The organism is Streptomyces caeni (genome assembly GCF_042678285.1).
In the GTDB taxonomy this organism is placed as follows: Bacteria; Actinomycetota; Actinomycetes; order Streptomycetales; family Streptomycetaceae; genus Streptomyces; species Streptomyces caeni.
The window spans coordinates 98,589-123,613 of the sequence record NZ_JBHUDX010000026.1; the positions used below are offsets into that span (position 1 = coordinate 98,589).

Here is a 25,025-nt window from a genome sequence, read left to right on the forward strand (position 1 = left end):
CACACAGCCGTGACGGGAAGACGATGAGGCCATGGGACGCGGCAAGCTTCGGATCTATCTCGGCGCGGCGCCGGGCGTGGGCAAGACCTACGCCATGCTGTCCGAGGCCCACCGCCGCGTCGAACGGGGCACGGACTGCGCGGTGGCCGTCGTGGAACACCACGACCGGCCGCGCACCGAGGCGATGCTGCACGGCCTGGAGCAGATCCCGCGCAGGGAACTGGAGTACCGCGGAAGCCGCTTCACGGAGATGGACGTGGACGCGGTCCTGCGCCGGGCCCCCGCGGTGGCCCTGGTGGACGAACTCGCCCACACCAACGTCCCCGGCTCCCGCAACGCCGAGCGCTGGCAGGACGTCGAGGAACTGCTGGCCGCCGGGATCGACGTGGTCTCGACCGTCAACATCCAGCACCTGGAGTCCCTCGGCGACGTCGTCGAGTCGATAACGGGCGTACGGCAGCGCGAGACCCTGCCCGACGAGGTGGTGCGCCGGGCGGACCAGATCGAACTGGTCGACATGTCGCCGCCGGCGCTGCGCCGGCGTATGGCGCACGGCAACATCTACGCGCCCGACAAGGTCGACGCGGCCCTGTCCAACTACTTCCGGCCCGGGAACCTCACCGCCCTGCGCGAGCTCGCCCTGCTCTGGGTGGCCGACCGCGTCGACGAGTACCTGAACGAGTACCGCAGCCGGCACCGTGTGTCGGCCATCTGGGGCTCACGCGAGCGGATCGTCGTCGGCCTCACCGGCGGCCCCGAGGGGCGCACCCTGATCCGCCGGGCGGTGCGGCTGGCGGAGAAGGGCGCCGGGGGTGAGGTCCTGGCCGTCTACATCGCCCGCAGCGACGGGCTGACCTCGGGCTCGCCCAAGGAGCTGGCCGTCCAGCGCACCCTGGTCGAGGACCTGGGGGGCACCTTCCACCACGTGGTGGGCGACGACATCCCCGCAGCGCTCCTCGACTTCGCGCGCGGAGTGAACGCCACCCAGATCGTCCTCGGCTCCTCGCGCCGCAAGGCATGGCAGTACGTCTTCGGGCCCGGCGTCGGCGCCACGGTCGCCCGGGAGTCCGGCCCCGATCTCGACGTGCACATCGTCACCCACGAGGAGGTCGCCAAGGGGCGCGGTCTGCCCGTGGCCCGGGGCGCCCGGCTCGGCCGCTCGCGCATCGTCGCCGGCTGGCTGGTCGGCGTGGCCGGCCCCGCACTCCTCACCCTTCTGCTCGCCGGCATCGGCACCGGCCCCGGCATCGCCAGCGACATGCCGGCGTTCCTGGCGCTGACGGTGGCCTCGGCCCTGCTCGGCGGGCTGCTGCCGGCGCTCGCCTCGGCCGTGGCGGGCTCCCTGCTGCTCAACTGGTTCCTCACCCCGACCGTCCACACCCTGACGATCGCGGACCCGCAGAACATCGTCGCCATCGCGATCTTCGTCGCCGTCGCGGTGTCGGTGGCGTCGGTGGTGGACGTTGCCGCACGGCGCACCCACCAGGCGGCCCGGCTGCGCGCCGAGTCGGAGATCCTCTCCTTCCTGGCGGGCAGCGTGCTGCGCGGCGAGACCAGTCTGGAGGCGCTCCTGGAACGGGTGCGCGAGACCTTCGGCATGGAGAGCGCGGCGCTGCTGGAGCGGACCGGCGACATCGACCCGTGGACCTGCGCGGGCAACGTGGGCCCGGGCGCGCCGGTCGCGCGGCCGGAGGACGCCGACGTGGACGTGCCGGTCGGCGACCACATGGCGCTGGCCCTGTCCGGACGTGTCCTGCCCGCCTCCGACCGGCGGGTGCTGGCCGCGTTCGGCGCGCAGGCCGCTGTGGTCCTGGACCGCCGGCGCCTGAGGCAGGAGGCAGAACAGGCCCGCGCGCTCGCCGAGGGCAACCGCATCCGCACCGCGCTGCTGGCCGCCGTCAGCCACGATCTGCGGACGCCGCTGGCGGGCATCAAGGCGGCGGTCACCTCGCTGCGCTCGGACGACGTGGAGTGGTCGCACGAGGACCGCGCGGAGCTGCTGGAGGCGATAGAGGAGGGCGCCGACCGCCTCGATCACCTGGTGGGCAACCTGCTGGACATGTCCCGGCTGCAGACCGGCACGGTCACCCCGCTGATCCGGGAGATCGACCTGGACGAGGTGGTGCCCATGGCGCTGGGCGGGGTCCCCGAGGGCAGTGTGGAGCTCGACGTCCCCGAGACCCTGCCGATGGTCGCCGTGGACGCCGGGCTCCTGGAGCGCGCGGTCGCCAACCTCGTCGAGAACGCGGTCAAGTACAGCCCCCGGGCAACACCCGTGCTGGTCGCCGCGAGCGCCCTCGCCGACCGTGTGGAGGTCCGCGTCGTCGACCGCGGCCCGGGCGTCCCGGACGACGCCAAGGACCGCATCTTCGAGCCCTTCCAGCGCCATGGCGACGCGCCGCGCGGTGCCGGCGTCGGCCTCGGCCTCGCGGTCGCCCGTGGCTTCGCCGAGGCCATGGGCGGCACCCTCGACGCCGAGGACACCCCGGGCGGCGGGCTCACGATGGTTCTCACCCTCCGGGCCGCGGGGAGCCCGCACAACCCCGGACGACTCGCCGAACCAGAAAGGCAAACCACATGACCCGGGTGCTCGTGGTCGACGACGAGCCGCAGATCGTACGCGCCCTCGTGATCAACCTGAAGGCGCGGGAGTACGAGGTCGACGCGGCCTCCGACGGCACGACCGCGCTCCGGCTCGCCGCCGCGCGCCACCCCGACGTCGTCGTGCTCGACCTCGGGCTGCCCGACATGGACGGCGTCGAGGTGATCAAGGGGCTGCGCGGCTGGACCAGGGTGCCGATCCTGGTGCTGTCCGCGCGTCACTCCTCGGACGAGAAGGTTCAGGCGCTGGACGCGGGCGCCGACGACTACGTCACCAAGCCGTTCGGGATGGACGAGCTGCTGGCCCGGCTGCGCGCCGCGGTCCGTCGGGCCGAGCCGACCGGGGGCGGCGAGGAGGACGCGATCGTGGAGACGGCGGGGTTCGCCGTCGACCTGGCCGCGAAGAAGGTCAACCGCGGAGGGAAGGACGTGCGCCTCACCCCCACGGAGTGGCATCTGCTGGAGGTGCTCGTGCGCAACGCGGGCCGCCTGGTCGGCCAGAGACAACTGCTGCAGGAGGTGTGGGGGCCGTCGTACGGGACGGAGACGAACTACCTTCGGGTGTACATGGCCCAGTTGCGGCGGAAGCTGGAGGCGGACCCGTCGCATCCCGAGCACCTGATCACTGAGCCGGGGATGGGGTACCGGTTCGAGCGGTGAGGCGGCCCGGGCGGCGTGCGGCGGCGGGCGGTTGGGCGGGGGGTGCCATGGGTACGTCGGTGTCAGCGCATCCCGGTACGCTTTCGGTATGAGCGCTGTTCCTCGTTCCGAAAAGCCGGTGGGCCGTTTCCGGCGCATGCTCGACCGGCTTTCCTCGTCGCGGGAGGACCTGGAGTCCGAGGAACTGCGGGAGGACGCGGAGACCGCGGGCTGTACGCGCATCGGCGACTGCCACGACCGGCAGATCGTCACGGTTACTGGTACCTTGCGCACGGTCACGCTGCGTCCGCGAGCCGGTGTCCCGGCCCTGGAGGCCGAGCTGTTCGACGGGTCGGCCGCGCTGGACGTGGTGTGGCTCGGCAGGCGCTCCATCGTCGGGATAGAGCCGGGGCGCAAGCTGATCGCCTCCGGCCGGATCTCGATGAGCCGGGGCCGCAGAGTGCTGTTCAACCCGAAGTACGAACTCAGACCGCTCGGACGGGAGTAGCCGGTGACGTCACTCGAGAAGCCGACCGAAGACGCCCAGCATGATTCCCGGGCGGTGACCGAGGCCGCGCTCTTCGAGGCGTTCGGCGGTGTCCGGGGCATGGTCGAGACGGTGGTGCCCGGCCTCCTCTTCGTCACCGTCTTCACCGTCAACAAGAACCTGCACTGGTCGGCGATCGCCGCGCTCGTGGTGTCGCTGCTGCTGGTGGCGGTCCGCCTCGTGATGCGGGACACCCTCAAGCACGCCTTCAGCGGTGTGTTCGGCGTCGCGTTCGGCGTGGTCTTCGCGATGATGACCGGCAACGCCAAGGACTTCTATCTGCCGGGCATGCTCTACACGCTGGGCCTGAGCCTGGCCTACATCGTCACCACGCTCGCCGGAGTCCCGCTGATCGGCCTGATCCTGGGCCCGGTCTTCAAGGAGAACCTCTCCTGGCGCACCCGGAACCCCGGCCGCAAGAAGGCGTACGCGAAGGCGAGCTGGGCGTGGGGCCTGATCCTGCTCGGCAAGTGCGCGATCCTGTTCCCCCTGTACTGGTGGGCCGACACCGCCCAGCTCGGCTGGGTCCTGGTGGCGTTGAAGATCCCGCCGTTCCTTTTCGCCGTCTGGCTCACCTGGGTGTTCCTCGCGAAGGCACCCGCGCCGATCGACGTGTTCGCCGAGATGGAGGCCGAGGAGCAGGCCGAGAAGGCACGGCAGGCCGCCGCCGAGGGGCACGAGGCCCCCGCGGGGCGCCACCGCAGGGAGTCGTAGGTTCCGGAAGAAGGGCGCCCGGAGGTCGCCGGGCGCCCTTCTTCCGTGTCCGGGCCGGGCCGAGTCGTCCGAGCCGCCCGAGCGGTCCGGTGAAGTCCGGTGCGGTCCGGCAGCGCCCCGAAGGGGCGCGGGGCTGTGCCGACGTGCGGCTCCGCCGCGCGGGCGCGACCAGCCTCCCCCAAGCTCTCAACCACGTTCGTGCAGGGGGCACCCCCCGTCGGACCGCAGGCGGTCACCGGACTGCCCGCGGAGCGCTCAGGCGTCCTCGCGCCGTACCGACAGCAGCTCCTCCAACTGCTCCTCGCGCGCCTGGGCCGCCACGAACAGCAGCTCGTCGCCCGCCTCCAGGGAGTCCTCCCGGGACGGGGTCAGGACGCGGGTGCCGCGGATGATCGTCACCAGGGACGTGTCCTCGGGCCACTGCACATCGCCGACCTGTGTGCCCGCCAGGGCCGACTCCGGCGGCAGGGTCAGCTCGACGAGGTTCGCGTCGCCGTGGCTGAAACGGAGCAGACGCACCAGGTCGCCGACGCTCACCGCCTCCTCGACCAGGGCGGACATCAGGCGCGGGGTGGAGACGGCCACGTCCACTCCCCAGGACTCGTTGAAGAGCCACTCGTTCTTGGGGTTGTTGACACGGGCCACGACGCGCGGGACGCCGTACTCCGTCTTCGCCAGCAGGGACACGACCAGGTTCACCTTGTCGTCGCCCGTCGCGGCGATCACCACATTGCAGCGCTGCAGCGCCGCCTCGTCCAGAGAGGTGATCTCGCAGGCGTCGGCCAGCAGCCACTCCGCCTGCGGCACGCGCTCGACCGAGATCGCGGTCGGCGCCTTGTCGATCAGCAGAACCTCGTGCCCGTTCTCCAGGAGTTCGCCCGCGATCGAGCGGCCCACGGCACCGGCACCGGCAATGGCGACCCTCATCAGTGCCCGCCCTCTCCTTCAGGCCCCCCGGCGAACGCCGCCTCGACCTTCTCGACGTCGTCCGTCCGCATCATCACGTGTACCAGGTCGCCCTCCTGCAGCACCGTCTGCGAGGTGGGCAGCATCGCCTCGCCCAGTCGGGTGAGGAAGGCCACGCGCACGCCGGTCTCCTCCTGGAGCCGGCTGATCTTGTACCCGACCCAGGCCGGGGAGGCGTGCACCTCGGCGAGCTGGACGCCTCCGGTGGGATCGCGCCACAGCGGCTCGGCGCCGGACGGCAGCAGACGGCGCAGCATCTGGTCCGCCGTCCAGCGGACCGTGGCGACCGTCGGAATGCCGAGGCGCTGGTAGACCTCGGCGCGGCGGGGATCGTAGATACGGGCCGCGACGTTCTCGATGCCGAACATCTCGCGGGCGACCCGCGCGGCGATGATGTTCGAGTTGTCGCCGCTGGAGACGGCGGCGAACGCGCCGGCCTCCTCGATGCCCGCCTCGCGCAGCGTGTCCTGGTCGAAGCCGACTCCGGTGACCCGACGGCCACCGAACCCGGAGCCCAGTCGTCGGAAGGCGGTGGGGTCCTGGTCGACCACGGCGACCGTGTGCCCCTGTTGCTCCAGGGTCTGGGCGAGAGCGGAGCCCACTCTTCCGCAGCCCATGATGACGATGTGCACGACCGTCCTTCCGATGTCCATGATGACAGCTAGGTTTCCCTCAGGTTCTCAGACCGCCGCCCAAGCTACACAGGCACGGTCCGCGCGGGGCACCCCCGTGCACGTGCGTCGGGCGGCTTTGTCGATCAGCCGTGCTCCTGCCCCCGCCCGGTCTGACTCGTGAGGCATATCTCCACGTGTGGGTGGGCGACCTCCAGTTCGAAGCTTTACGATCCTCTGTTGTGTCCAAACTGACCGACGTGCCCAAGCGGATCCTGATCGGGCGCGCACTGCGCAGTGACCGGTTGGCCGAAACGCTCCTGCCGAAGCGCATCGCCCTCCCCGTCTTCGCCTCCGACCCGCTCTCCTCCGTGGCCTATGCGCCCGGAGAGGTGCTGCTGGTGCTGTCCATCGCGGGTGTGACGGCCTACCACTTCAGCCCCTGGATCGCGCTCGCGGTCGTCGTCCTGATGTTCACGGTGGTCGCCTCCTACCGGCAGAACGTGCACGCGTACCCGAGCGGTGGCGGCGACTACGAGGTGGCGACCACCAACCTCGGTCCCAAGGCCGGTCTGACCGTCGCCAGCGCCCTGCTCGTCGACTACGTCCTCACGGTCGCCGTGTCGATCGCCTCCGGCATCGAGAACCTCGGCTCCGCGATCCCGTTCGTCGTCGAGCACAAGGTGCTCTGCGCGGTCGCCGTGGTCGTGCTGCTCACGCTGATGAACCTGCGCGGGGTCAGGGAGTCCGGGACGCTGTTCGCGATCCCGACCTATGTATTCGTCACCGGCGTCTTCATCATGATCGCATGGGGCGCCTTCCGCGGGCTGGCCCTCGGCGACACCATGCGGGCCCCGACGGCCGCGTTCCACATCAGGGCCGAGCACCAGGGCCTGGCGGGCTTCGCTCTGGTCTTCCTGCTCCTGCGCGCCTTCTCCTCCGGCTGCGCGGCGCTCACCGGTGTCGAGGCGATCTCCAACGGCGTCCCGGCCTTCCGCAAGCCGAAGTCGAAGAATGCGGCGACGACGCTCGCGATGATGGGCCTGCTCGCCGTCACCATGTTCTGCGGCATCATCGTCCTGGCCATGGCGACCAAGGTCCGCATGGCCGAGAACCCAGCCACCGACCTGATCCACAACGGCGTGGCGGTGGGCTCCGGCTATGTCCAGGACCCGGTGATCTCACAGGTGGCCGAGGCCGTCTTCGGCAAGGGCAGCTTCCTGTTCATCGTGCTCGCGGCGGCCACGGCGCTGGTGCTGTTCCTCGCCGCCAACACCGCCTACAACGGGTTCCCGGTGCTCGGCTCGATCCTCGCCCAGGACCGCTACCTCCCGCGCCAGCTGCACACCCGCGGCGACCGCCTGGCCTTCTCCAACGGCATCGTGCTGCTGGCGGGCACGGCGACCCTGCTGATCGTCCTCTACGGCGCCGACTCGACCCGGCTGATCCAGTTGTACATCGTCGGTGTGTTCGTGTCGTTCACGCTGAGCCAGACCGGCATGGTCCGGCACTGGAACCGCCATCTGGCCACCGAGAAGGACCAGGCCAAGCGCCGCCGCATGGTCCGCTCGCGTGCCATCAACGCCTTCGGCGCCTTCTTCACCGGACTCGTCCTGGTCGTCGTCCTGGTCACCAAGTTCACGCACGGAGCCTGGGTCGCGCTGCTAGGCATGTGCATCTTCTACGCGACGATGACCGCGATCCGGCGCCACTACGACCGCGTGGCCGACGAGATCGCCGCTCCCGAGGACCGCAGTGACGACACCGTGCGCCCATCGCGGGTGCACTCCGTGGTGCTCATCTCCAAGATCCACCGTCCCACGCTGCGTGCCCTGGCCTACGCCAAGCTGATGCGCTCCGACACCCTGGAGGCGCTCAGCGTCAACGTCGACCCGGCGGAGACGAAGGCGCTGAAGAACGAGTGGGAACGGCGCGGCATCGACGTGCCCCTGAAGATCCTCGACTCGCCCTACCGCGAGATCACGCGCCCGGTGATCGAGTACGTGAAGAGCCTGCGGCGGGAGTCCCCGCGCGACGCCGTGTCCGTGATCATCCCCGAGTACGTGGTGGGCCACTGGTACGAGCACCTGCTGCACAACCAGAGCGCGCTGCGGCTCAAGGGCCGGCTGCTGTTCACGCCGGGCATCATGGTGACCTCCGTGCCGTACCAGCTGCAGTCCTCCGAGGCGGCGAGGCTCCGCGCCCGCAAGCGCCAGGAGTGGAACGCGCCGGGTTCCGTGCGGCGGGGGCCGGCGGAGCAGCGGTCCAAGGAGTCGTCGGCCCCGAAGGGCTGACGTCCGCCGGGGCCCGCCGCCCCCACCGGCTCGTGGTGAACGGCCGGACGACACCCGCGTAGACTGGTGGGCTGTTGTCCGGCCGCGCTGCTTCGCAGCCGTCCCCTTCCGTTCCCCTCTTGTACCTGGAGCCGTCCCGCCATGCAGGCAGAACCCAAGAAGTTGCTGGTGGGGGAGGAGTACGAGGTCGAGATCGGCCCCGTCGCCCACGGCGGTCACTGCATCGCCCGTACGGACGCGGGCCAAGTCCTCTTCGTGCGGCACACGCTGCCCGGAGAACGGGTCGTGGCGCGGGTGACCGAGGGCGAGGAAGGGGACCGCTTCCTGCGGGCGGACGCGGTGCGGGTGCTGCAGGCGTCGAAGGACCGCATCGAGGCGCCGTGCCAGTACGCGGGCCCCGGCCGCTGCGGCGGCTGCGACTGGCAGCACGCCAAGCCGGGCGCGCAGCGCCGGCTGAAGGGCGAGGTGATCGCCGAGCAGCTGAGACGGCTCGCGGGTCTGACGCCGGAGGAGACGGGCTGGGACGGCACGGTGGTACCGGCGGAGGGCGACAAGCTGCCGGCCGGTGAGGTGCCGAAGTGGCGTACGCGGGTCCAGTACGCGGTGGACGTGTCCGGGAGGGCGGGCCTGCGCCGGCACCGCTCGCACGAGGTGGAGCCGATCGACCACTGCATGATCGCCGCGGAGGGCGTCAGCGAGCTGGGCATCGAGAAGCGGGACTGGACGGGCATGGACTCCGTCGAGGCGATCGCGGCGACGGGCTCGCAGGACCGCCAGGTGATCCTGACGCCGAAGCCGGGCGCACGGCTGCCGCTGGTCGAGCTCGACCGGCCGGTGTCGGTGCTGCGGGTCGACGAGAGGTCCGGTGGGGTGCACCGCGTCCACGGCCGCCCCTTCGTCCGCGAGCGCGCCGACGGCCGCACCTACCGCGTCGGCGGCGGCGGTTTCTGGCAGGTTCACCCGAAGGCGGCGGACACCCTGGTCACGGCGGTGATGCAGGGTCTGCTGCCGCGCAAGGGCGAGACGGCGCTCGACCTGTACTGCGGCGTCGGCCTCTTCGCCGGCGCGCTCGCCGACCGGCTCGGCGAGCAGGGCGCCGTCCTCGGCGTCGAGTCCGGCAGGCGCGCCGTCGAGGACGCCCGGCACAACCTGGCGGACTTCGATCGCGTCCGCATCGAACAGGGCAAGGTCGAATCGGTTCTCCCGCGCACCGGCATCACGGAGGCCGACCTGATCGTCCTGGACCCGCCGCGCGCGGGCGCGGGCCGCAGGACGGTGGAGCACCTCTCGACCCTGGGAGCGCGGAGGATCGCCTACGTCGCCTGCGACCCGGCGGCCCTGGCACGGGACCTGGCGTACTTCCGGGACGGGGGGTACAGGGTGCGGACGCTGCGGGCGTTCGATCTGTTTCCGATGACGCACCACGTGGAGTGCGTCGCGATCCTGGAGCCAGTCGGGAAAGGCCACTGACCTGCCGCTTTACAGTTTCTTCGGTCGGCTCGGCCTGTTTCGTGGCGGGAGAACAGATGAAGCCGGACCACGTCGAGTGACCTGCGTATTCGTCGTGGGCGACGGGTCGCGTGGTGGTGACGGTGCGTTTCTGCGGCGTGACGCACGAGTGGCGCAGGGACTGAGGCTCCATCAGGTCCCTGACGCGACGGCGGCCGTCGTGCGGTGCTGAGACCGCTTGGCGACGGCGTCGTGCCGATCTTCGGGATCGATCCGGCCGCGGACGTCACCGCGCGGCATCTGCGAAAACTACGGCCGAGGCCGTCTCCGCGGCCGGTGTCACCAGCCCGTCATCAGCAGGTGGTTGAGGAGAAGCGCGAGCACCGCCTGGGCGGCGAGCCAGGCGCGGGGGTGGGTGAGGAGCGCGCAGGACGGGAGCAGCCACATCGCGAAGGGGAGCCAGATGCGTTCCGTCTCCGCCTTGCTCATCCCGGAGAGGTCGGCGATGAGCAGAGCGAGCAGGGCGGCGGCCAGGAGGAGTGCGAGGCGGACCGTGGTGCGTGCCGAAGAGCCCCGCCGCAGCAGAACGGCCCCTGTCCGCCGCAGTCCCGCCGTCGTCGCCAGGCCCGTGATCAGCACCGTGCAGGCGAGATTGGCCCACACCCAGTAGCCGTAGGGCCGTACCCCGCCCGCTCCTTGGCGGTACCGCGTGACCAGCAGCCGGTACGCCTCCCACCAGTCGAACCCGGCCAGCGTGAACGCCGCCGGTACGACGGCCACGCCGGCGAGCAGCGCCGCCAGCAGCGCCGGCCGTTCCCGCACCCCGCGCCGCCCGAGCAGCAGCACCGCCGCGCCGATCAGCGCGAAGAGCGTCAGGCCGTAGGAGAGGTAGCAGGTGAGGCCGAACAGCAGCCCCGACGCGCCCGCCGCGGCCAGGGAGCCCCTGGTGACGGCCAGCGCCAGCAGGGCCACGGTCCACGCGGCCACCGCCGCGAAGTACGCGTCCGCCGAGGTGCCCATCCACACCGCTGCCGGTGCCAGTACCAGAAAGGGCGCGGCGCGCCGCGCGAGCCGCTCCGAGGCCAGTGCCCGCACCGCGATCAGCACCGCCACGCACCCCGTCGCACCGACGACGACGCACCAGACTCCGGCCCAGCCCCCGCCCCCCAGCCCGATCCGGTCGAGCAGGACGAAGGTGAGCGTGGCGGCGGGCGGGTGGCCCGCGACGTGGGCGGGCCAGTTGTCGGGGGAGTGCAGCAGGATGTGGTGGGTGAAGTCCCGCAGGGTGACCGGGATGTTCTGGAAGCGGTCGATGACCTGGAGGTACTCGTTGTGGGTGGTGAGTTTCACGGCGATGCCGCGCTGCCAGCCGTCGATCAGCGCGAGGGAGAACGTCCACGCCAGGGCGGTGGCCCAGGCCGCCGGGAGCAGGGCGCGCCAGGGGAGCCGGACCGCGAGGGCAGGGCCGTACGCCGTCGTGGCGGCCGCGACGAGCAGGGCCGCCGGGGTGCCGGGGCCCAGGTGCGGCCCCCAGGACGCCAGCACCGGGGGCCAGTCGACGAAGAGCGTGTGGTCGGTGTGCTGGATGTGCCGGCCGATCAGCACCGCCGCCGTCACGAGTGCGGCGGCGGCCCCGGCGGCGTACAGGTCACGGCGGAGGTCGCGGGAGGGATCGGTGGAGCGCGGGGTGCGCGGCTCGGCGGATGGCAGGGTGTGGGTCACATCCGGAAACGCTAGGCCAGGCGGACGTCTGCGCACGGCCGTCCGGGCCGGACGTCAGCGTTTCGTCACAGGCTGCGGGCCCCATTCGGGGGGTGGCTGGGCCTACGGTCGGCTCATGCGAGACGATCCACGGCTCCCCACTTCGCCCCGTTTCTGGCGCAGCCCGCTGCGTGGTCCCTGGTTCACGTCGGTGCTGGGCCTGGTCCTGCTCGTCGGCATCACGGTTGTGTTCTTGACGGGCCTGGTCTCGTACGCCGCCTACAACCCGGACCTGTCTCCGGTGAACGACAAGACACCGGACAAGGGGATCCTCGGCTTCTACCTCTTCGCCTGGCCGACGAACCCGCACTGGCTGTACCGGCTCAACCAGGGCGTCCACGTCACCCTCGGCATCACCCTGATCCCCGTCCTGCTGGCCAAGCTGTGGTCGGTGGTGCCGAGGCTGTTCGCGCTGCCGCCGGCCCGCTCGCTCGCCCACGCGCTGGAGCGGATCTCCCTGTTGCTGCTGGTCGGCGGCGGCTTGTTCGAGTTCGTGACCGGGGTCCTCAACGTCCAGCTCGACTACGTCTTCCCCGGCTCGTTCTACCCGCTGCACTTCTACGGCGCCTGGGTGTTCTTCGCGGCCTTCGTGGCCCACGCGCTGCTGAAGGCGCCCATGGCGCTGCGCACCCTGCGCCGACCCGGCGAGGAGAAGAGCGACCTGGTGTCCGCGCGCCCCGCCGAGCCCACCGTCTCCCGGCGGGGCGCCCTGTGGTTCGTCGGGGGCGGCTCGCTGCTTCTGCTGCTGACGACCGTGGGGCAGAACTTCGACGGCCTGCGACGCACCGCCCTGTTCGCACCGCACGGCGGCGCCGACCCCGGCAGCGGGCCCAACGGCTTCCAGATCAACAAGACCGCCGCGTACGCCGGGATCGACGAGGCGGAAACGGGCGAGGACGCCTGGCGGCTCGTCGTGACCGGACGCACCGGCACGGTCCGTCTCAGCCGTGCCCAGCTTGCCGAACTCCCGCTGTACAGCTCGGCGCTGCCCATCGCCTGCGTCGAGGGCTGGTCGACGTCCGATCAGTGGTGGCGCGGGGTGCGGCTGCGGGACCTCGCCGCGCTCGTCGGGTACGACGGCGATCCGCCGGACGTGCTCGTCGAGTCCCTCCAGCGGCACGGCGCATTCCGCCGCGCGGCCCTGCGCGCCAACCAGGTTGCCGACCCGCGTTCCCTGCTCGCCCTGTACGTCAACGGCGAGGCTCTGTCCCCCGACCACGGCTATCCGGCCCGAGTGATCGTGCCTGCCGCGCCCGGCGTGCTGAACACGAAGTGGGTGGCCCGGCTGACCTTCGGAGACCTGTGATGCGCCCGTCCCGGATCCCCTTCGGCAGCCCCGTGCAACTCCTGCTCCTCGCTGCCTCGTTCGCCCTCGCTGCCTACGCGGGGGTACGCCTCCTCGCCGACGACTGGTTCGGCGTGGCGTTGTGGATCGTGGGGGCCGCGCTGCTGCACGACCTCGTGCTGCTGCCGCTGTACGCGGGCGCGGACCGGGCCCTCGCGGGCGGTCTCGGCACGGTCGGCCGCCGGGGGCTGACGATGTACGTCCGGGTCCCGGCGGCCCTGTCGGGGCTGCTCCTGCTCGTATGGTTCCCGCTGATCAGCGGGATGGTGGACCGGCGCTACCGGTTGGGCACCGGGCTGTCGCCGGAGGGCTTCCTCGCCCGCTGGCTGTTGAGCAGCGCGGTTCTCTTCGGCGGTTCGGCGCTGCTGCTGGCGCTGCGGCTGCGCAGGGCGACGAAGCGGCGCCCGCCGGCTGTCCAGTGACCGGCCCGCTCCCAGCCGTACGCGTACCGCAGCAGGGCCGGAGTGCCGAGCCGCGCCCAGGGGAAGGGGGAGCCGGCGTCGGTGCGGGCGTCGGTGATGTGGACGTCGACGCGTTCGTCGACGTCCACCGGAGCGGTCTCGGCGAGCAGCAGGCCGCGCGGTCGCAGGAGCCCGACCGCCCGCTCCAGAAGCGCGGTGGGGTCGCCCCCGATGCCGATGTTGCCGTCCATCAGCAGGACCGTGCCCCAGCGGCCCTCACCCGGCAGCGGTTCGAAGACCGAGCGCCGCAACGCCTGGCCCCCGAGCCGGATCGTGTGCTCGACCGCGGCCTCGTTCACGTCGATGCCGAGGGCGGTCCGGCCCCGGGCGGCGAGCTCCGCGGCCAACCGCCCCGGTCCGCAGCCGACGTCCAGCACGGTGCCCTCGCACCGGTCCAGCACGTCCAGGTCGACCGCGTCCGCACGCGCGCACCACCGTTCCACCTCCAGGGGTAGCAGCCAGCCGTCGGCCCGGCGAAGGAACAGCGGCCCTCGTCCGGCGTGCAGGGCGGCGGTGTAGGAGTCGGCGGCCGCCCACGGGGGCACGCTGCTGCTCATCGGCGGCCCGAAGCGGCGGTACAGCGGGCGAGGCGGGCGGTGAACCTGCCGTGCGGGGCCAGGGCGGCGACGGCGTGGGCGTCGGCGGCGGTGTCGACGTCCCGCAGGCTGGGCAGGTCGCGGACCCGCAGACCGGCCGAGATGAGCCGGTCCCGTTGCACGGCTCCGGTCACCGGCGTCGACATGGGCACGCCCCGCAGCAGTGCGGGATCGGGCTCGGCCAGTCCGAGGGCCCAGAATCCGCCGTCCTCGGCAGGCCCGAAGTACGCGTCGGTGTCCGAGAAGTCCACGGTGAGCAGGTCGGGCGTCACCTGCGGGGTGTCCATGCCGATGAGCAGGGCCGGACCGGCGCATCGCCCGAAGGCGTCCGCCAGCCGCTCGTTCAGGCCGCCCGTGCACTGCGGTACGACGTCGAAGCCGGGCGGCAGCCAGGGGCCGGGGGAGCCGTCGAGGACGAGCACCCGGCGTGTCGAGGGCGTGGCGGCCACGGCCCGCAGGGTGTCGGCGAGTGCCGCCTCCGCGAGCTCAGCGGCCTCCTCGGGTGTGAAGGGCGGGGTGAGGCGGGTCTTGACCCGGCCCGGCAGCGGTTCCTTGGCGATGACCAGCAGTGTGGTCACCGTGCGCTCCCCTCACTGACCGGGGCCTCCCGGAGAACGCGGCTCATGTCGCGTACCGCCTGCCAGGTGCCCCGCCAGGTGCCCGTCACCTTCGAGGCTCCGGAACGCGGCAGGTACGGCACGTCGCGCTCGGCGATCCGCCAGCCTGCGTCGGCGGCTCGCACCACCATCTGCAGCGGATAGCCGCTGCGCCGGTCGGTGAGGCCGAGAGCGAGCAGCGGCTCACGCCGGGCTGCGCGCAGCGGGCCGAGGTCGTGCAGGCGCAGCCCGGTTCGGCGGCGCAGGAGGCGGGCGAGCGCCAGGTTGCCCGCGCGGGCGTGTGCGGGCCAGATGCCCCGGGCGCGGGGGCGGCGTCGCCCGAGGACGAGGTCGGCCGCGCCCGAGCGGACCTCGTCGACGAAGGGCACGAGCAGCGACGGGTCGAGGGACGCGTCGCAGTCGCAGAAGCAGACGATCTCCGCGGTGGCGGCCGTCAGTCCTGCGTGACATGCGGCGCCGAACCCCCGGCGGGACTCGTGCACGACGGTCGCGCCGAGCGCACGTGCGATCTCCGCCGAGCCGTCGGTGGAGCCGTTGTCGACGACGAGGGCCCGCCAGCCGGCCGGGATCCGCTCGAGCACCCACGGCAGGGCATGGGCCTCGTTCAGACATGGGAGGACTACGTCGACGTCTGATGGTGGTGAGAGGGTCACGGCTTTCACCCTACGAACACAAAGGGGGTATTTCGGGCTTTCGCTCCTTGCGAAACGCGGACGTCGGGGGCGCGGCGTCCGGGGGCGGTGTGGGGACAGCCTGGTGCCGGCCCGCGCACCGACCACGTCCTCGCCCGGGCCCCGCCCGAGGCATGGGCGTCTGCCGGAGGGCCCGGGAGCCAAGGGCGAACGCTACTGCGACTGGGTCGCCGCCCGTCTGCCCGCGGTGCGGGAGTTCGACGGTGACGGGCCGGCCCGGCAGCGGTGGATGCCGGCCCGCCGCAGCATCACCAAGCCCGACGAGATCGCCTACCGCCTTGCCCGCGCTCCGTTGGAGGCGACCGTCGCCGACCCGGTCCGAGTCGCCGGCTGCCGCTGGAAGACCGAGGAGTGCTTCCAAAGCGCGAAGAACGAGTGCGGCCTGGACCGGTACGAGGTCCGTCGCCACGTGGGCTGGTACCGGCACATCACGCTCGCCATGCCCGCCCACGCGTTCCTGGCGGTGATGGCCGCGCAGGAACGCGAAAAGGGGGTGACGAGGTGGGCACACCCGACCTCGTGGCCCTCACCCCAGCCGGAATCCGTCGTCCGCCGGCAGCTGAACCCCGTCGCCGTCCTGCACGCCGCGACCACGCGGTGAAGTGGTCCCGATGGCGACGGAGCCACCAAGAGCGTGCCCTGACCTGCGAAAACGCAGAAGTCTTGCTGGCGTGCTAGGAGCTTTGCATCCCGGCCCGCGCGAACTCCGCCATGCCCTCCTCGAACCCGATCTCCGGCTTCCACCCGAGCACGTTCCGCAGCCGTGCGGAGTCGGCGGTGATGTGCCGGACGTCGCCCAGCCGGTACTCCCCGGTCACGACGGGCGTCGGCCCACCGTGCGCGGCGGCCAGCGCGCCCGCCATCTCGCCGACGGTGTGCGGCTCGCCGCTGCCGGTGTTGTACGCCGTGAGCGCCCCCGGCGCCGACCCGGCCTCCAGCGCCAAGGCGTTGGCGGCGGCCACGTCCCGCACATGCACGAAGTCCCGCCGCTGTCGTCCGTCCTCGAAGACGCGCGGGGCCTCGCCCCGGGCCAGCGAGGAACGGAAGAAGGAAGCCACTCCTGCGTACGGGGTGTCGCGGGGCATCCGGGGCCCGTACACGTTGTTGTAGCGCAACGACACCGCCGACCCGCCCGTGCAGCGGGCCCAGGCGGCGGCCAGGTACTCCTGCGCGAGCTTGGTCGTGGCGTAGACGTTGCGCGGATCGGCCGGGGCGTCCTCCCCGACCAGGCCGGGCAGGAGGTCCCCCCTGCACGCCGGGCACAGCGGCTCGAACCGGCCCGCGTCGAGATCGCCGACCGTGCGCGGGCCCGGCAGCACCACTCCATGCCGGGGGCACTCGTACCGTCCCTCGCCGTACACCACCATCGACCCGGCCAGTACGAGACGCCGCACTCCGGCCTCCGCCATGCCGGCGAGCAGGACGGCGGTTCCCAGGTCGTTGCGTGAGACGTACTCGGCCGCGTCCGCGACCCCGTCGCCGAGGCCGACCATCGCCGCCTGATGGCACACCGCGTCGACGCCGACGAGGGCACGGGCGATCGCCGCCGGGTCGCGCACGTCCGCCCCGGGGTCCTTCCGGACGTCGTACACGACCGGCTCGTGCCCGCGCTCCCGCAGCACGTCGACGACATGGGACCCGATGAACCCGGCACCGCCGGTGACCAGTACACGCATATGGCCACGCTAGGTCCAGGAGCCCGCCGGACACCGTGACCCGCCCGGGTACGTCACCACTCCGTAAGACGTCACGGGGCGCGTCGGACCCGGACAAAGCGTCCTGCGCGCGAGACGCTGCCCGTCATGGACGCAACCCCTCCCCACCGCTTCGACGACCTCACCGCGTTCTACATCAACTGCACCCTCAAACCGTCCCCGCAGCTCAGTCACACTCAGGGGCTGATCGACAAGAGCCGCGCGATCATGGATGCGCAGGGAGTGAGGACGGACGAGATCAGGGCGGTCGACCACGACATCGCCACCGGCGTCTACCCGGACATGACCGAGCACGGCTTCGCCACCGACGAGTGGCCGGCGCTCTACGAGAGGGTGATGGCCGCCGACATCCTGGTGGTGGCCGGACCGATCTGGCTGGGCGACAACAGTTCGGTGACCAAGAAGGTCATCGAGCGCCTCTACGCCTGCTCCTCGCTGCTGAACTCCCAGGGCCAGTACGCCTACTACGGCCGGGTCGGCGGCTGTCTGATCACCGGCAACGAGGACGGCGTCAAGCACTGCGCGATGAACGTCCTCTACAGCCTGCAGCACCTCGGCTACACGATCCCGCCCCAGGCGGACGCCGGTTGGATCGGCGCGGCCGGCCCCGGGCCGTCGTACCTCGACCCGGGCTCGGGCGGCCCGGAGAACGACTTCACCAACCGCAACACCTCCTTCATGACCTGGAACCTCATGCACATCGCCGCCCTGCTCAAGCGAGCCGGGGGCGTCCCCGCCCACGGCAACCAGCGCTCGGAGTGGGACGCGGGCTGCCGGCCGGGCGCCGACAACCCCGAGCACCGCTGAGGCCGGGAGCCGGACTCGCAGGTTCGTGGCGGGCCGGTCGAGCCCTGCAGACCCGACGGCACGGCCTGCCGTGTGGCCCGCGGTCAGGACACGGCTCGTGATCCGCCCGCGTCTGACGCATGGCTGCGGTGGTGACGCGCCGAGCCGGCGGGCGCGCGGCTGCCTGCTGGGTGGTCTGCCGCGCCGGGCGGACTCGCGGGCGACTTGTGCCGAGCCCTGCGAAGGCCGCCCGGCAGCAGGGGAGCCGAACCCGGTCTCAGAGCCGGGCGAGTGCGCGCTGTGCGGCGTTGTAGCCGCACATTCCGTGGGCGCCGGCGCCGGGCGGAGTCGCGGCGGAGCAGAGGTAGACCCCTGGCACGCCGGTTGCGTACGGGTCGAGCGCCGCGCGTGGCCGGAAGGCCAACTGCCAGGGGTCGTTGGCGCCGGTCACTATGTCGCCGGCGACGTAGTTCTCGTTGTGCAGGCTCATCTCCGTCGTGGAACGCACTGATGTCGCCCGGATCCGGTCCCGGAAGCCGGGGGCGAACTGCTCGATCCGCGCGGTGATCGCCTCGGTCGCGTCGCCGGTGTAGCCGGCCGGTACATGGGCGTAGGCGTAGAGGGGGTGCACGTCGCCGGCCGATCGGGTCCTGTCGGCGAGGTACTGCTGGCCGACGAGCACGAACGGCCGCTCCGGCATCCGGCCGGCGGCCACGTCCTTCTCGGCCGCCGCCATCTCCTCCATGCTGCCGCCGAGGTGCACCGTGCCGGCCGAGCGTGAACCCTCGTGCGTCCACGGCACGTCGCCCTCGACGGCGAAGTCGACCTTGAACGCCCCGGGCCCATGGCGGTACCTCAGGTACGCGCGGCGCACGCGGGTTGGCATCCGGGCGCCCGCGATTTGGGCGGCCGCCGCCGGGGAGGTGTCCAGCATCACCAGGTCGGGACCGCCGAGCTCGTCGAGCGACGTCACCCGGCGGCCGGTCTCGAACCGGACGCCGTGCTCGGCCGCGCGGACCAGGACCGCGTCCCTGATCGCGGCCGAACCGCCCTCGGCCACCGGCCAGCCGAAGGCATGCGCGGCTGTGGTCAGCGCGACCCCGATCGCCGAGGAGGCGAGCGTGTCCAGGGGCCGGAAGGCGTGCGCGGCGACGCCGGTGAAGAGCGCCTGGGCTTCCGGGGTACGGAAGCGGCGCGCCAGCAGCGTGGCGGGAAGGCCGGCGTAGGCGCCGAAGAGGGCCAGGTGGAGCGGGTGCCGCGGAAGGTGCAGCACGGGCTGCAAGAACTCCCGGCTGATGGTCCCGAACCGTTTCACGAGCGGTCCGAACGTGTGCAGCCACCCGCGGCCGCCCTCCCCGAGCCCGGCGGCGGTCCCGGTCACCGACCGGATCGCGACCGCGCCGCGCCCGCTGTCGAGCGGGTGCGCGAACTCGACCGGGGCCCAGCGCCAGGACAGGCCCGCCCCGGCCAGGTCGAACCGCTCGGCGAAGGCGGAGCCGGGCGCGAGGGGGTGCATGCCGGAGCACTCGTCGTGGACCACGCCGGGCAGGGTCAGCTCGCTGGAGCGGGTGCCGCCGCCGAGGACGTCCGCTGCCTCGATGACGCGGACCCGTACGCCTGCGGCGGCGAGGGTGAGGGCGGCGGCGAGCCCGTTGGGCCCGCTGCCGACCACGACCGCCGTCGTCATGCGAGTGCCCCCTCGCCGTTCGCCGTCCGGTGCACCGGGTGGTGCCGCGGGTGCCGCCAGGTGACCTGGAGCGGGACGGGCCCGTCCGGCAGCCACGGCTGCCGGTCGACGAGGTCGCGCACGTCCCACCGGCCGCGCTCGACGATCCCGAGAGCCGCGTCCATCACGAAGTACTCCTGCACGGGCCGGTGGATCGGCTGGGACTCCACCCAGAAGACCACCAACTCGCCGGGGGCGAAGCCGAGCCGTCGCTGCATAGCCTCGATCAGCTGGTCGTCGTGGAGGTGACCGTCGCCGAAGTTCCAGCCGACGACGAGGTTGGCGCCGATCTCGCCCTCACGCACGGTGTACGTGTCGAGGTCGTCACCGAGGTAGGTCCGCGCCACCGACAGCAGCCCCTTGCCCTGGGTGTGCATCGAGCGCCAGGCGATGAACATCTGCATCGCCATCTCGGCTTCCGGGGCGGAGTAGCCGAGGGCCCGCAACTGCCGGTTGTGCGTCTCGACCGGGATCGGCAGTTCGTTCAGCCGCTCCTCGGCACCCGGCGCCATCGCCCAGACCGCCGACGCCCAGTTCCCGGCGTACTGCCGCATCGAGGGCAGGAAGGAGACCAGATCCGGGCGCAGGTTCCCCAGCACGGGCAGGAACAGCAGGGCACCCGCGATCACCGGCAGCATCCACGGCTCGCTGAAGTCGAGCAGGCCGTAGCCCTCGCCGGCCGGGTGCCCGGCGAACAGGAAGATCGCGGTGTACGCGAACAGGACGTTCCACTCCAGCGGCACCGCCAGCGGGAACGTCGAGGTGATGAACAGGTGGAAGAGCACCATGCACGCGACGGCGACGAGGGTCAGCTCCCGGTCGGTGCTGAACAGCAGCACGAGCGGGACCGCGAATTCGGCGAGCGTTCCCAGCACGTGCGCCATGAAATGGGCCAGGCCGGAGGGACGCAGGTCCTCGGGCGGGTTCTTGTAGTGCCCGAGCCGCACCGCCCTCGGCATGAACGGCGCGTTCGACACCATCGGGGGTACGACGAACGAGAAGTGGCGGGTGAACTTCGAGACGGCGGCGCCCACCCACACGATGACGATGATCAGCTTCGCGGCGATGATCATGTCGGTGAAGTCGAGCGTGGCGCAGACGACCATCACGGGGACGTACTGCTCGCCCCGTGCCGCCAGGAAGGGGACCTTGTCGCGGAGGCCGAGGAGCACGAGCAGGACGGCCGGGACCGCGAACAGCACCGGCTGGACCAGGCCCCCGGTCACCTGCGGGCGGGCGGCGGACAGTGCCGCGGTGCCGGCCCCGGGCAGCACGATGGCCACGGCCAGGGCGGCCAGGACCGCGGAGTACAGCAGGGCGTCGACGACACCGCGCCGGTCACCGCGGGTGAACGGCACCACGCGTGGCCACGGTGGCAGCCGGATCGTGCCCGGCCGCAGCCAGTAACGCGCCCCGCCGTACATCGGTTTGAAGTGGCCGGTGAGCGGACCCCAGGCGCCGCCGACGCCGACGGTCTCCAGCAGCGCCACCCACAGCACGAGCTTCTGGTAGACGATCGGCTCGTCCCACCACCGGCCGACGTCGAGCAGGCCGCCGACGTCGGAGGTGGCGGTCACCACCAGCAGACCCCCGATCGTGGAGAGGCCGACCAGCTTGAGGATGTAGATCAGGTGCAGCACCCACGGGCTGCCGAAGCCGTTTCCGGCCCAGAACGTGCTCAGCACCTTCAACCGCTCGGAGAAGGGGCGCCGCAGGAACTCCTCGGGGTCGACGGCGGGGAGGACGGGGGTCTTGAAGGCCATGCCTCACGCTCCGGTGGTGACGGTCTCGTGCTGTCGGCGCAGCGCGGGCTTGTCGATCTTGCCGATGGGGTTCTTGGGGAGGGCGTCGAGGATCCGCACGCCCACGGGCACCTTGTAGCGGGCCATGTTCGCGGTACACGCCTCGACGAGGTCCTCGGCGGTGACGGCGGCGCCGGGGTGCAGTGCCACATAGGCGAACGGGACCTCCCCGAACCGCTCGTCGGCCTGGCCGATCACGGCGGCCTCGCAGACGCCCTCGCGGGAGAGCAGGACGGTCTCGATCTCCTTGGGGTAGATGTTCTCGCCGCCCCGGATGATCATGTCCTTGATCCGGTCGACGATGCGCAGACAGCCGTCCTCGTCCAGGACGCCGACGTCGCCGGTGTGCAGCCAGCCGCCGCGCAGGGTCTCGGCCGTGGCCTCGGGACGGTTGAGATAGCCGCGCATCACATTGGGCCCCTGTACGACCACCTCGCCGCGCCGGCCGCGGGGCAGGACCGTTCCGTCGGAGCCCATGATCTCCACCCGCACCCCGGGGAACGCAGGGCCGACCGTGCCGGCCCTGCGCTCGCCCCACCACCGGTTGCTGGTGGCCGCGCAGGTGCACTCGGTCAGGCCGTAGCCTTCCGCCAGCACGAAGCCGAAGCGCTCCTCGACCGCGTCGAGCAGCTCCTTCGAGGCCGGTGCAGCCCCGCACACGGCGAACCGCACCGAGGAGAAGTCCGCGTCGCGCGGCTGCGCGAGCAGCATGGTGTAGATCGTGGGCACGCCCGAGAAGTACGTCGGACGCTGCCGCTCCACGGCGTCGAGGAACCCGGCGACGGTGAACCGGCTCATCAGCGTCAGCTGGGAGCCCGTGCGCATCGGCGACAGGAAGCTGACGCAGATCGCGTTCACGTGGAAGAGCGGGAGGAAGAGGAGGCAGTGGTCGTCGGCGGTGAGCCGCATCAGGTCCGCCATCATCGAGGTCATCGCCTCAAGGTTGGCGTGGTCCAGCATCACCCCCTTGGGCCGGCCCGTCGACCCGCTCGTGTAGACCAGCAGGGCCAGTTCGTCCGGTGAGGTCCGCGCCGCGGGCAGCGCCGGCCCCACGGGCACACGTCGCAGTTCGTCGGCGGCGAGGCTGGGCCGGCCACCGTCGGGCGTGCCCGGACCGAGGTTCACGACGAGGGCGCTGCCGGCGTCCGCGATCTGGTGGTCGGCCTCCTCGGCGGTGAACGCCGGGTTGACCGGCGTCGCGGTCGCGCCGAGCCGCCAGGCGGCGGCCATCGCGACGAGGAGCTCGACGCGATTCGGCAGCATGACCGCCACGACCGACCCGCGCCCGATGCCGTGCTCGGCGAACTGCCCGGCCGCCGCCTCCACCCACGCGGCGAACTCCGCGTAGGTGAGCTGATGCCGTTCGTCGCGGACGCACGGGCGGTGGGCGTGGGCCGGGTCCGTGGACCAGGGGAGATATGCCGGTGGCGTCATGGATGGCTCCTGTCTTTCGAGGGGGTGCGTCGAAGGTAGGAAGGGTTGTGACGGGCGACACTGTCCTCGGGAGACAAGGAATGGGGTCAGAATGGTCCCGGCGGGCCGCATTCCTTGGCCGGACGGGCAGTTGGTGGAGGTGCCGGGATGGCGGGGCGTTACGAGGTGGAAGTACCCGCCGACATCGGCGTGATCGGTGCCGCCCTCGCGGAGCAGCTGGTGGAGCTCACCACGGTCATGGCCACCGCCATGGAGGAGCAGATCCCGGAGCTGCCGCAGGACCGGACGACAGCGGCCCTGCTCGCGCGGAGCGTGGAGAGCAACCTGCGCGCGGCGAGCGCGCTCTACCGCGGCGAGCTGGAACTCGCCGAGCTGGTGGCCCCCGCGCAGGCCCGGGAGTACGCGCGCCGACTGGCGCAACGCGGCGCCGCCGTGACCGCGCTGGTGCGCGCGTACCGGCTCGGGCAGCATCTGCACCTGACGTGGTCCGCCGAGGAACTGGTCCGCGAATACCCCGACCCGGCGCGGGCGCTGGCCGCCGTGCGCGCCCTGCTCGGGCTGAACTTCGTCTACATCGACACCGTCTCCGAGCAGGTCATCGAGGAGTACCAGGCCGAGCGCGAGCGCTGGCTCTCCCACCGCAACACGGTCAGGGCGGAGACCCTGGAGCGGATCCTGGCCGGGGACGCGGTCGAGGAGTCCGCCGCCGAGGCCACGCTGGGCATCCGGCTCCGCCGGCACCACCTGGGCGCGGTGCTGTGGACCGCGGGCGGGCACGACGCACCGGACGACCTGCCGCGGCTGGAGTCCGCGGCCGGCCGCCTCGGGCAGGCCCTGGGCGCCGTGGGCAGCCCCGTGTTCTGGCCGAAGGACTGGGCCTCGGCCTGGGTCTGGTTCCCGCTCGGCCGTGCCGCGGCGGCCGACACCGAGGCCGCCGCCGCGGCCCTGGACCGTACCGCACCACGCGTGCACGCGGCCCTCGGCGCTCCGGCCCCGGGACTGGCCGGCTTCCGGAACACCCACGAGGACGCACTGCAAGCCTTTCGCGTGGCCACGTTCGGCAGCGGCGAGCCGCCCTCGGTCGTGAGCTACACCGATCCCGGCGTCGGTGCCGCCGCGCTCCTCACAGCCGACCTGCCCCGCACCCGCCGCCTGGTGACCGCCTCGCTGGGCGAACTGGCCGCCCGGACCGAGAGCGCCGCCAGGCTGCGCGAGACCCTGCTCGTGCTGATCCAGGAACGCGGGAGCCTCGTCGCCGCGGCGGATCGCCTGCACGTGCACAGGAACACCGTCAAGTACCGCATCGCCCGCGCCGTCGCCCAGCGCGGCCGCCCGCTGGAGGAGGACCGCCTGGAGTTGGAGCTGGCGCTGGTCGCGGCGCACTGGCTGGGGGACGCGATACTGCCGGGGGGCTGACCGGCTCCCCGAGGACTTGGCGAAGTCGTCCTCGCCTTTGCTGGAGAACCCCATCCGGCCTGCGAACGCTGGGGCGTCGCGGCCATCTGCATCGGCGTGGGCCAGGCGCCCGCGGTGGTGCTGGAGAACGTCACGGACGAGGTGAGCTTGGCGGGACGGGTGCGCAAGCTCTGGCGGGGGAAGGAGACCTCACCAACGCCGGCAAGGTCCCGGTCACCGAACTGCCCGGCGCCGCGTGCTTCCACCACGCCGGCTCCTTCGCCATGATGCGCGGCGGTCATCTGGACGTCTGCGTACTCGGCGCGTTCCAGGTGTCCCGGCACGGCGACCTCGCCGACTGGCACCCCGGCGACGCGGACGCCATCCCCGCGGTCGGCGGCGCGATGGACCTGGCCGTCGGTGCCCGGCAGGTCTACGTCATGATGACGCTGTTCACCCGGGACGGAGCCCCGAAGCTCGTTCCCGTGTGCACGTATCCGCTGACCGCGACGGCCTGCGTCTCCCGTGTCTACACCGACCGCGGCGTCTTCGCCACGGGCCCCGGCGGAGTGCGGGTGCTGGGGACGTACGGCCTCACCGCGGACGAACTGCGGGCGCGCCTGGACGTCGAACTCCTCGACTGAGGCGTCCCCGTACTCCGGTCCCCCGGCGACGTGCTCACCGGCCTTTCCCGTCGGGCACCGTCGCCAGGCGTGTCCCGGTCCGGGGCGCGTCCCGCTGCGCCGCCGTCTGCGCATCACTCCGGCGCCCGCCGGAGCGGGCCTGCCCCTCCCCGGTGGAGAGCGGCGCTGCCGAGGTCGGCCAGGGCGCGGGGCGCTGGTCCCAGCCGGTACCGTCGGCCGGACAAGCACGA

19 protein-coding genes and 2 pseudogenes are annotated in these 25,025 nt (G+C 72.2%); 11 read left to right on the forward strand and 10 right to left on the reverse strand.

The features are described 5' to 3' along the window. The first annotated feature begins 31 nt into the window (after positions 1–31). The 4 genes from ACFSL4_RS10755 (at position 32) to ACFSL4_RS10770 (ending at position 4,501) form a co-directional block, all read left to right on the forward strand. On the forward strand, positions 32–2,581 hold the full coding sequence (locus ACFSL4_RS10755; protein WP_381081028.1) for an ATP-binding protein: 2,550 nt from the start codon (positions 32–34) through the stop codon (positions 2,579–2,581). Then, a complete protein-coding gene (locus ACFSL4_RS10760) occupies positions 2,578–3,261 on the forward strand; it encodes a response regulator (protein ID WP_381081030.1) in 684 nt (227 codons plus the stop codon). Before ACFSL4_RS10755 ends, ACFSL4_RS10760 begins: the two co-directional genes overlap by 4 nt. A gap of 88 nt (positions 3,262–3,349) precedes the next feature. Continuing rightward, positions 3,350–3,748 carry an OB-fold nucleic acid binding domain-containing protein gene (locus tag ACFSL4_RS10765; RefSeq protein ID WP_381081032.1) on the forward strand — a complete coding sequence of 133 codons (399 nt, stop codon included), beginning with the start codon at positions 3,350–3,352 and terminating at the stop codon, positions 3,746–3,748. A gap of 3 nt (positions 3,749–3,751) precedes the next feature. Further along, complete coding sequence (locus ACFSL4_RS10770; RefSeq protein ID WP_381081034.1) at positions 3,752–4,501, forward strand: DUF3159 domain-containing protein; 750 nt, start codon at positions 3,752–3,754, stop codon at positions 4,499–4,501. A gap of 255 nt (positions 4,502–4,756) precedes the next feature. Here ACFSL4_RS10770 and ACFSL4_RS10775 read toward each other — a convergent pair whose 3' ends face one another. Further along, positions 4,757–5,428 (reverse strand): potassium channel family protein, encoded by a 672-nt coding sequence (locus ACFSL4_RS10775; RefSeq protein ID WP_381081036.1) that lies wholly within the window; start codon positions 5,426–5,428, stop codon positions 4,757–4,759. Then, positions 5,428–6,099 (reverse strand): potassium channel family protein, encoded by a 672-nt coding sequence (locus ACFSL4_RS10780; RefSeq protein WP_381081203.1) that lies wholly within the window; start codon positions 6,097–6,099, stop codon positions 5,428–5,430. The genes ACFSL4_RS10775 and ACFSL4_RS10780 overlap by 1 nt, the downstream gene beginning before the upstream one ends. Positions 6,100–6,320: 221 nt before the next feature. Here ACFSL4_RS10780 and ACFSL4_RS10785 point away from each other — a divergent pair, with 221 nt between their 5' ends. Both ACFSL4_RS10785 and ACFSL4_RS10790 read left to right on the forward strand, forming a co-directional pair. Next, positions 6,321–8,372 (forward strand): APC family permease, encoded by a 2,052-nt coding sequence (locus ACFSL4_RS10785; RefSeq protein WP_381081038.1) that lies wholly within the window; start codon positions 6,321–6,323, stop codon positions 8,370–8,372. A gap of 141 nt (positions 8,373–8,513) precedes the next feature. Continuing rightward, positions 8,514–9,842: a class I SAM-dependent RNA methyltransferase gene (locus ACFSL4_RS10790; RefSeq protein WP_381081040.1), complete on the forward strand. Its 1,329-nt coding sequence runs from the start codon at positions 8,514–8,516 to the stop codon at positions 9,840–9,842. A 318-nt stretch (positions 9,843–10,160) separates the two neighbouring features. Here ACFSL4_RS10790 and ACFSL4_RS10795 read toward each other — a convergent pair whose 3' ends face one another. Continuing rightward, a complete protein-coding gene (locus ACFSL4_RS10795) occupies positions 10,161–11,531 on the reverse strand; it encodes a hypothetical protein (protein WP_381081205.1) in 1,371 nt (456 codons plus the stop codon). A gap of 127 nt (positions 11,532–11,658) precedes the next feature. On the opposite strand from ACFSL4_RS10795, the gene ACFSL4_RS10800 reads away from it, so the two are divergent. Further along, a complete protein-coding gene (locus tag ACFSL4_RS10800; RefSeq protein ID WP_381081042.1) occupies positions 11,659–12,888 on the forward strand; it encodes a molybdopterin-dependent oxidoreductase in 1,230 nt (409 codons plus the stop codon). A gap of 316 nt (positions 12,889–13,204) precedes the next feature. Here the strand turns inward: ACFSL4_RS10800 and ACFSL4_RS10805 are convergent, their stop codons facing one another. The 3 genes from ACFSL4_RS10805 to ACFSL4_RS10815 are packed head-to-tail and all read right to left on the reverse strand — an operon-like array spanning position 13,205 to position 15,263. After that, positions 13,205–13,945, reverse strand: a complete 741-nt coding sequence (locus ACFSL4_RS10805; protein ID WP_381081044.1) for a class I SAM-dependent methyltransferase — start codon at positions 13,943–13,945, stop codon at positions 13,205–13,207. Beyond that, on the reverse strand, positions 13,942–14,562 hold the full coding sequence (locus ACFSL4_RS10810; protein WP_381081046.1) for a TIGR04282 family arsenosugar biosynthesis glycosyltransferase: 621 nt from the start codon (positions 14,560–14,562) through the stop codon (positions 13,942–13,944). The genes ACFSL4_RS10805 and ACFSL4_RS10810 overlap by 4 nt, the downstream gene beginning before the upstream one ends. Then, positions 14,559–15,263 (reverse strand): glycosyltransferase family 2 protein, encoded by a 705-nt coding sequence (locus tag ACFSL4_RS10815; RefSeq protein ID WP_381081048.1) that lies wholly within the window; start codon positions 15,261–15,263, stop codon positions 14,559–14,561. Before ACFSL4_RS10815 ends, ACFSL4_RS10810 begins: the two co-directional genes overlap by 4 nt. Before the next feature lie 99 nt (positions 15,264–15,362). Here ACFSL4_RS10815 and ACFSL4_RS10820 point away from each other — a divergent pair. After that, a pseudogene (locus ACFSL4_RS10820) lies at positions 15,363–15,894 on the forward strand (IS701 family transposase); the annotation flags it as partial. Positions 15,895–15,967: 73 nt separating this feature from the next. On the opposite strand, the gene ACFSL4_RS10825 reads toward ACFSL4_RS10820, so the two are convergent. After that, entirely contained in the window at positions 15,968–16,969 is a 1,002-nt protein-coding gene (locus ACFSL4_RS10825; protein WP_381081052.1) for an NAD-dependent epimerase/dehydratase family protein, read from the reverse strand. A gap of 126 nt (positions 16,970–17,095) precedes the next feature. Between ACFSL4_RS10825 and ACFSL4_RS10830 the strand changes: the two genes are divergently transcribed. Beyond that, on the forward strand, positions 17,096–17,815 hold the full coding sequence (locus tag ACFSL4_RS10830; protein ID WP_381081054.1) for a flavodoxin family protein: 720 nt from the start codon (positions 17,096–17,098) through the stop codon (positions 17,813–17,815). A gap of 256 nt (positions 17,816–18,071) precedes the next feature. Here ACFSL4_RS10830 and ACFSL4_RS10835 read toward each other — a convergent pair whose 3' ends face one another. The 3 genes from ACFSL4_RS10835 to ACFSL4_RS10845 are packed head-to-tail and all read right to left on the reverse strand — an operon-like array spanning position 18,072 to position 22,756. Continuing rightward, on the reverse strand, positions 18,072–19,481 hold the full coding sequence (locus ACFSL4_RS10835) for a phytoene desaturase family protein (RefSeq protein WP_381081056.1): 1,410 nt from the start codon (positions 19,479–19,481) through the stop codon (positions 18,072–18,074). Beyond that, positions 19,478–21,283: a DUF3556 domain-containing protein gene (locus ACFSL4_RS10840; protein WP_381081058.1), complete on the reverse strand. Its 1,806-nt coding sequence runs from the start codon at positions 21,281–21,283 to the stop codon at positions 19,478–19,480. Before ACFSL4_RS10840 ends, ACFSL4_RS10835 begins: the two co-directional genes overlap by 4 nt. A 3-nt stretch (positions 21,284–21,286) precedes the next feature. Next, positions 21,287–22,756, reverse strand: a complete 1,470-nt coding sequence (locus ACFSL4_RS10845) for a class I adenylate-forming enzyme family protein (protein WP_381081060.1) — start codon at positions 22,754–22,756, stop codon at positions 21,287–21,289. A 147-nt stretch (positions 22,757–22,903) separates the two neighbouring features. On the opposite strand from ACFSL4_RS10845, the gene ACFSL4_RS10850 reads away from it, so the two are divergent. Both ACFSL4_RS10850 and ACFSL4_RS10855 read left to right on the forward strand, forming a co-directional pair. After that, on the forward strand, positions 22,904–24,172 hold the full coding sequence (locus tag ACFSL4_RS10850) for a PucR family transcriptional regulator (protein WP_381081062.1): 1,269 nt from the start codon (positions 22,904–22,906) through the stop codon (positions 24,170–24,172). Between the two features lie 179 nt (positions 24,173–24,351). Next, positions 24,352–24,795, forward strand: a pseudogene (locus ACFSL4_RS10855) (CoA-transferase); the annotation flags it as partial. Positions 24,796–25,025: the final 230 nt, after the last annotated feature.

Bases quoted from the DNA above. Each gene is read 5' to 3' on its own strand.
- ACFSL4_RS10755 (WP_381081028.1), top strand. From the start codon at position 32: ATGGGACGCGGCAAGCTTCGGATCTATCTCGGCGCGGCGCCGGGCGTG.
- ACFSL4_RS10760 (WP_381081030.1), top strand. From the start codon at position 2,578: ATGACCCGGGTGCTCGTGGTCGACGACGAGCCGCAGATCGTACGCGCC.
- ACFSL4_RS10765 (WP_381081032.1), top strand. From the start codon at position 3,350: ATGAGCGCTGTTCCTCGTTCCGAAAAGCCGGTGGGCCGTTTCCGGCGC.
- ACFSL4_RS10775 (WP_381081036.1), bottom strand. From the start codon at position 5,428: ATGAGGGTCGCCATTGCCGGTGCCGGTGCCGTGGGCCGCTCGATCGCG.
- ACFSL4_RS10790 (WP_381081040.1), top strand. From the start codon at position 8,514: ATGCAGGCAGAACCCAAGAAGTTGCTGGTGGGGGAGGAGTACGAGGTC.
- ACFSL4_RS10800 (WP_381081042.1), top strand. From the start codon at position 11,659: ATGCGAGACGATCCACGGCTCCCCACTTCGCCCCGTTTCTGGCGCAGC.
- ACFSL4_RS10805 (WP_381081044.1), bottom strand. From the start codon at position 13,945: ATGAGCAGCAGCGTGCCCCCGTGGGCGGCCGCCGACTCCTACACCGCC.
- ACFSL4_RS10825 (WP_381081052.1), bottom strand. From the start codon at position 16,969: ATGCGTGTACTGGTCACCGGCGGTGCCGGGTTCATCGGGTCCCATGTC.
- ACFSL4_RS10830 (WP_381081054.1), top strand. From the start codon at position 17,096: ATGGACGCAACCCCTCCCCACCGCTTCGACGACCTCACCGCGTTCTAC.
- ACFSL4_RS10835 (WP_381081056.1), bottom strand. From the start codon at position 19,481: ATGACGACGGCGGTCGTGGTCGGCAGCGGGCCCAACGGGCTCGCCGCC.
- ACFSL4_RS10840 (WP_381081058.1), bottom strand. From the start codon at position 21,283: ATGGCCTTCAAGACCCCCGTCCTCCCCGCCGTCGACCCCGAGGAGTTC.
- ACFSL4_RS10845 (WP_381081060.1), bottom strand. From the start codon at position 22,756: ATGACGCCACCGGCATATCTCCCCTGGTCCACGGACCCGGCCCACGCC.
- ACFSL4_RS10850 (WP_381081062.1), top strand. From the start codon at position 22,904: ATGGCGGGGCGTTACGAGGTGGAAGTACCCGCCGACATCGGCGTGATC.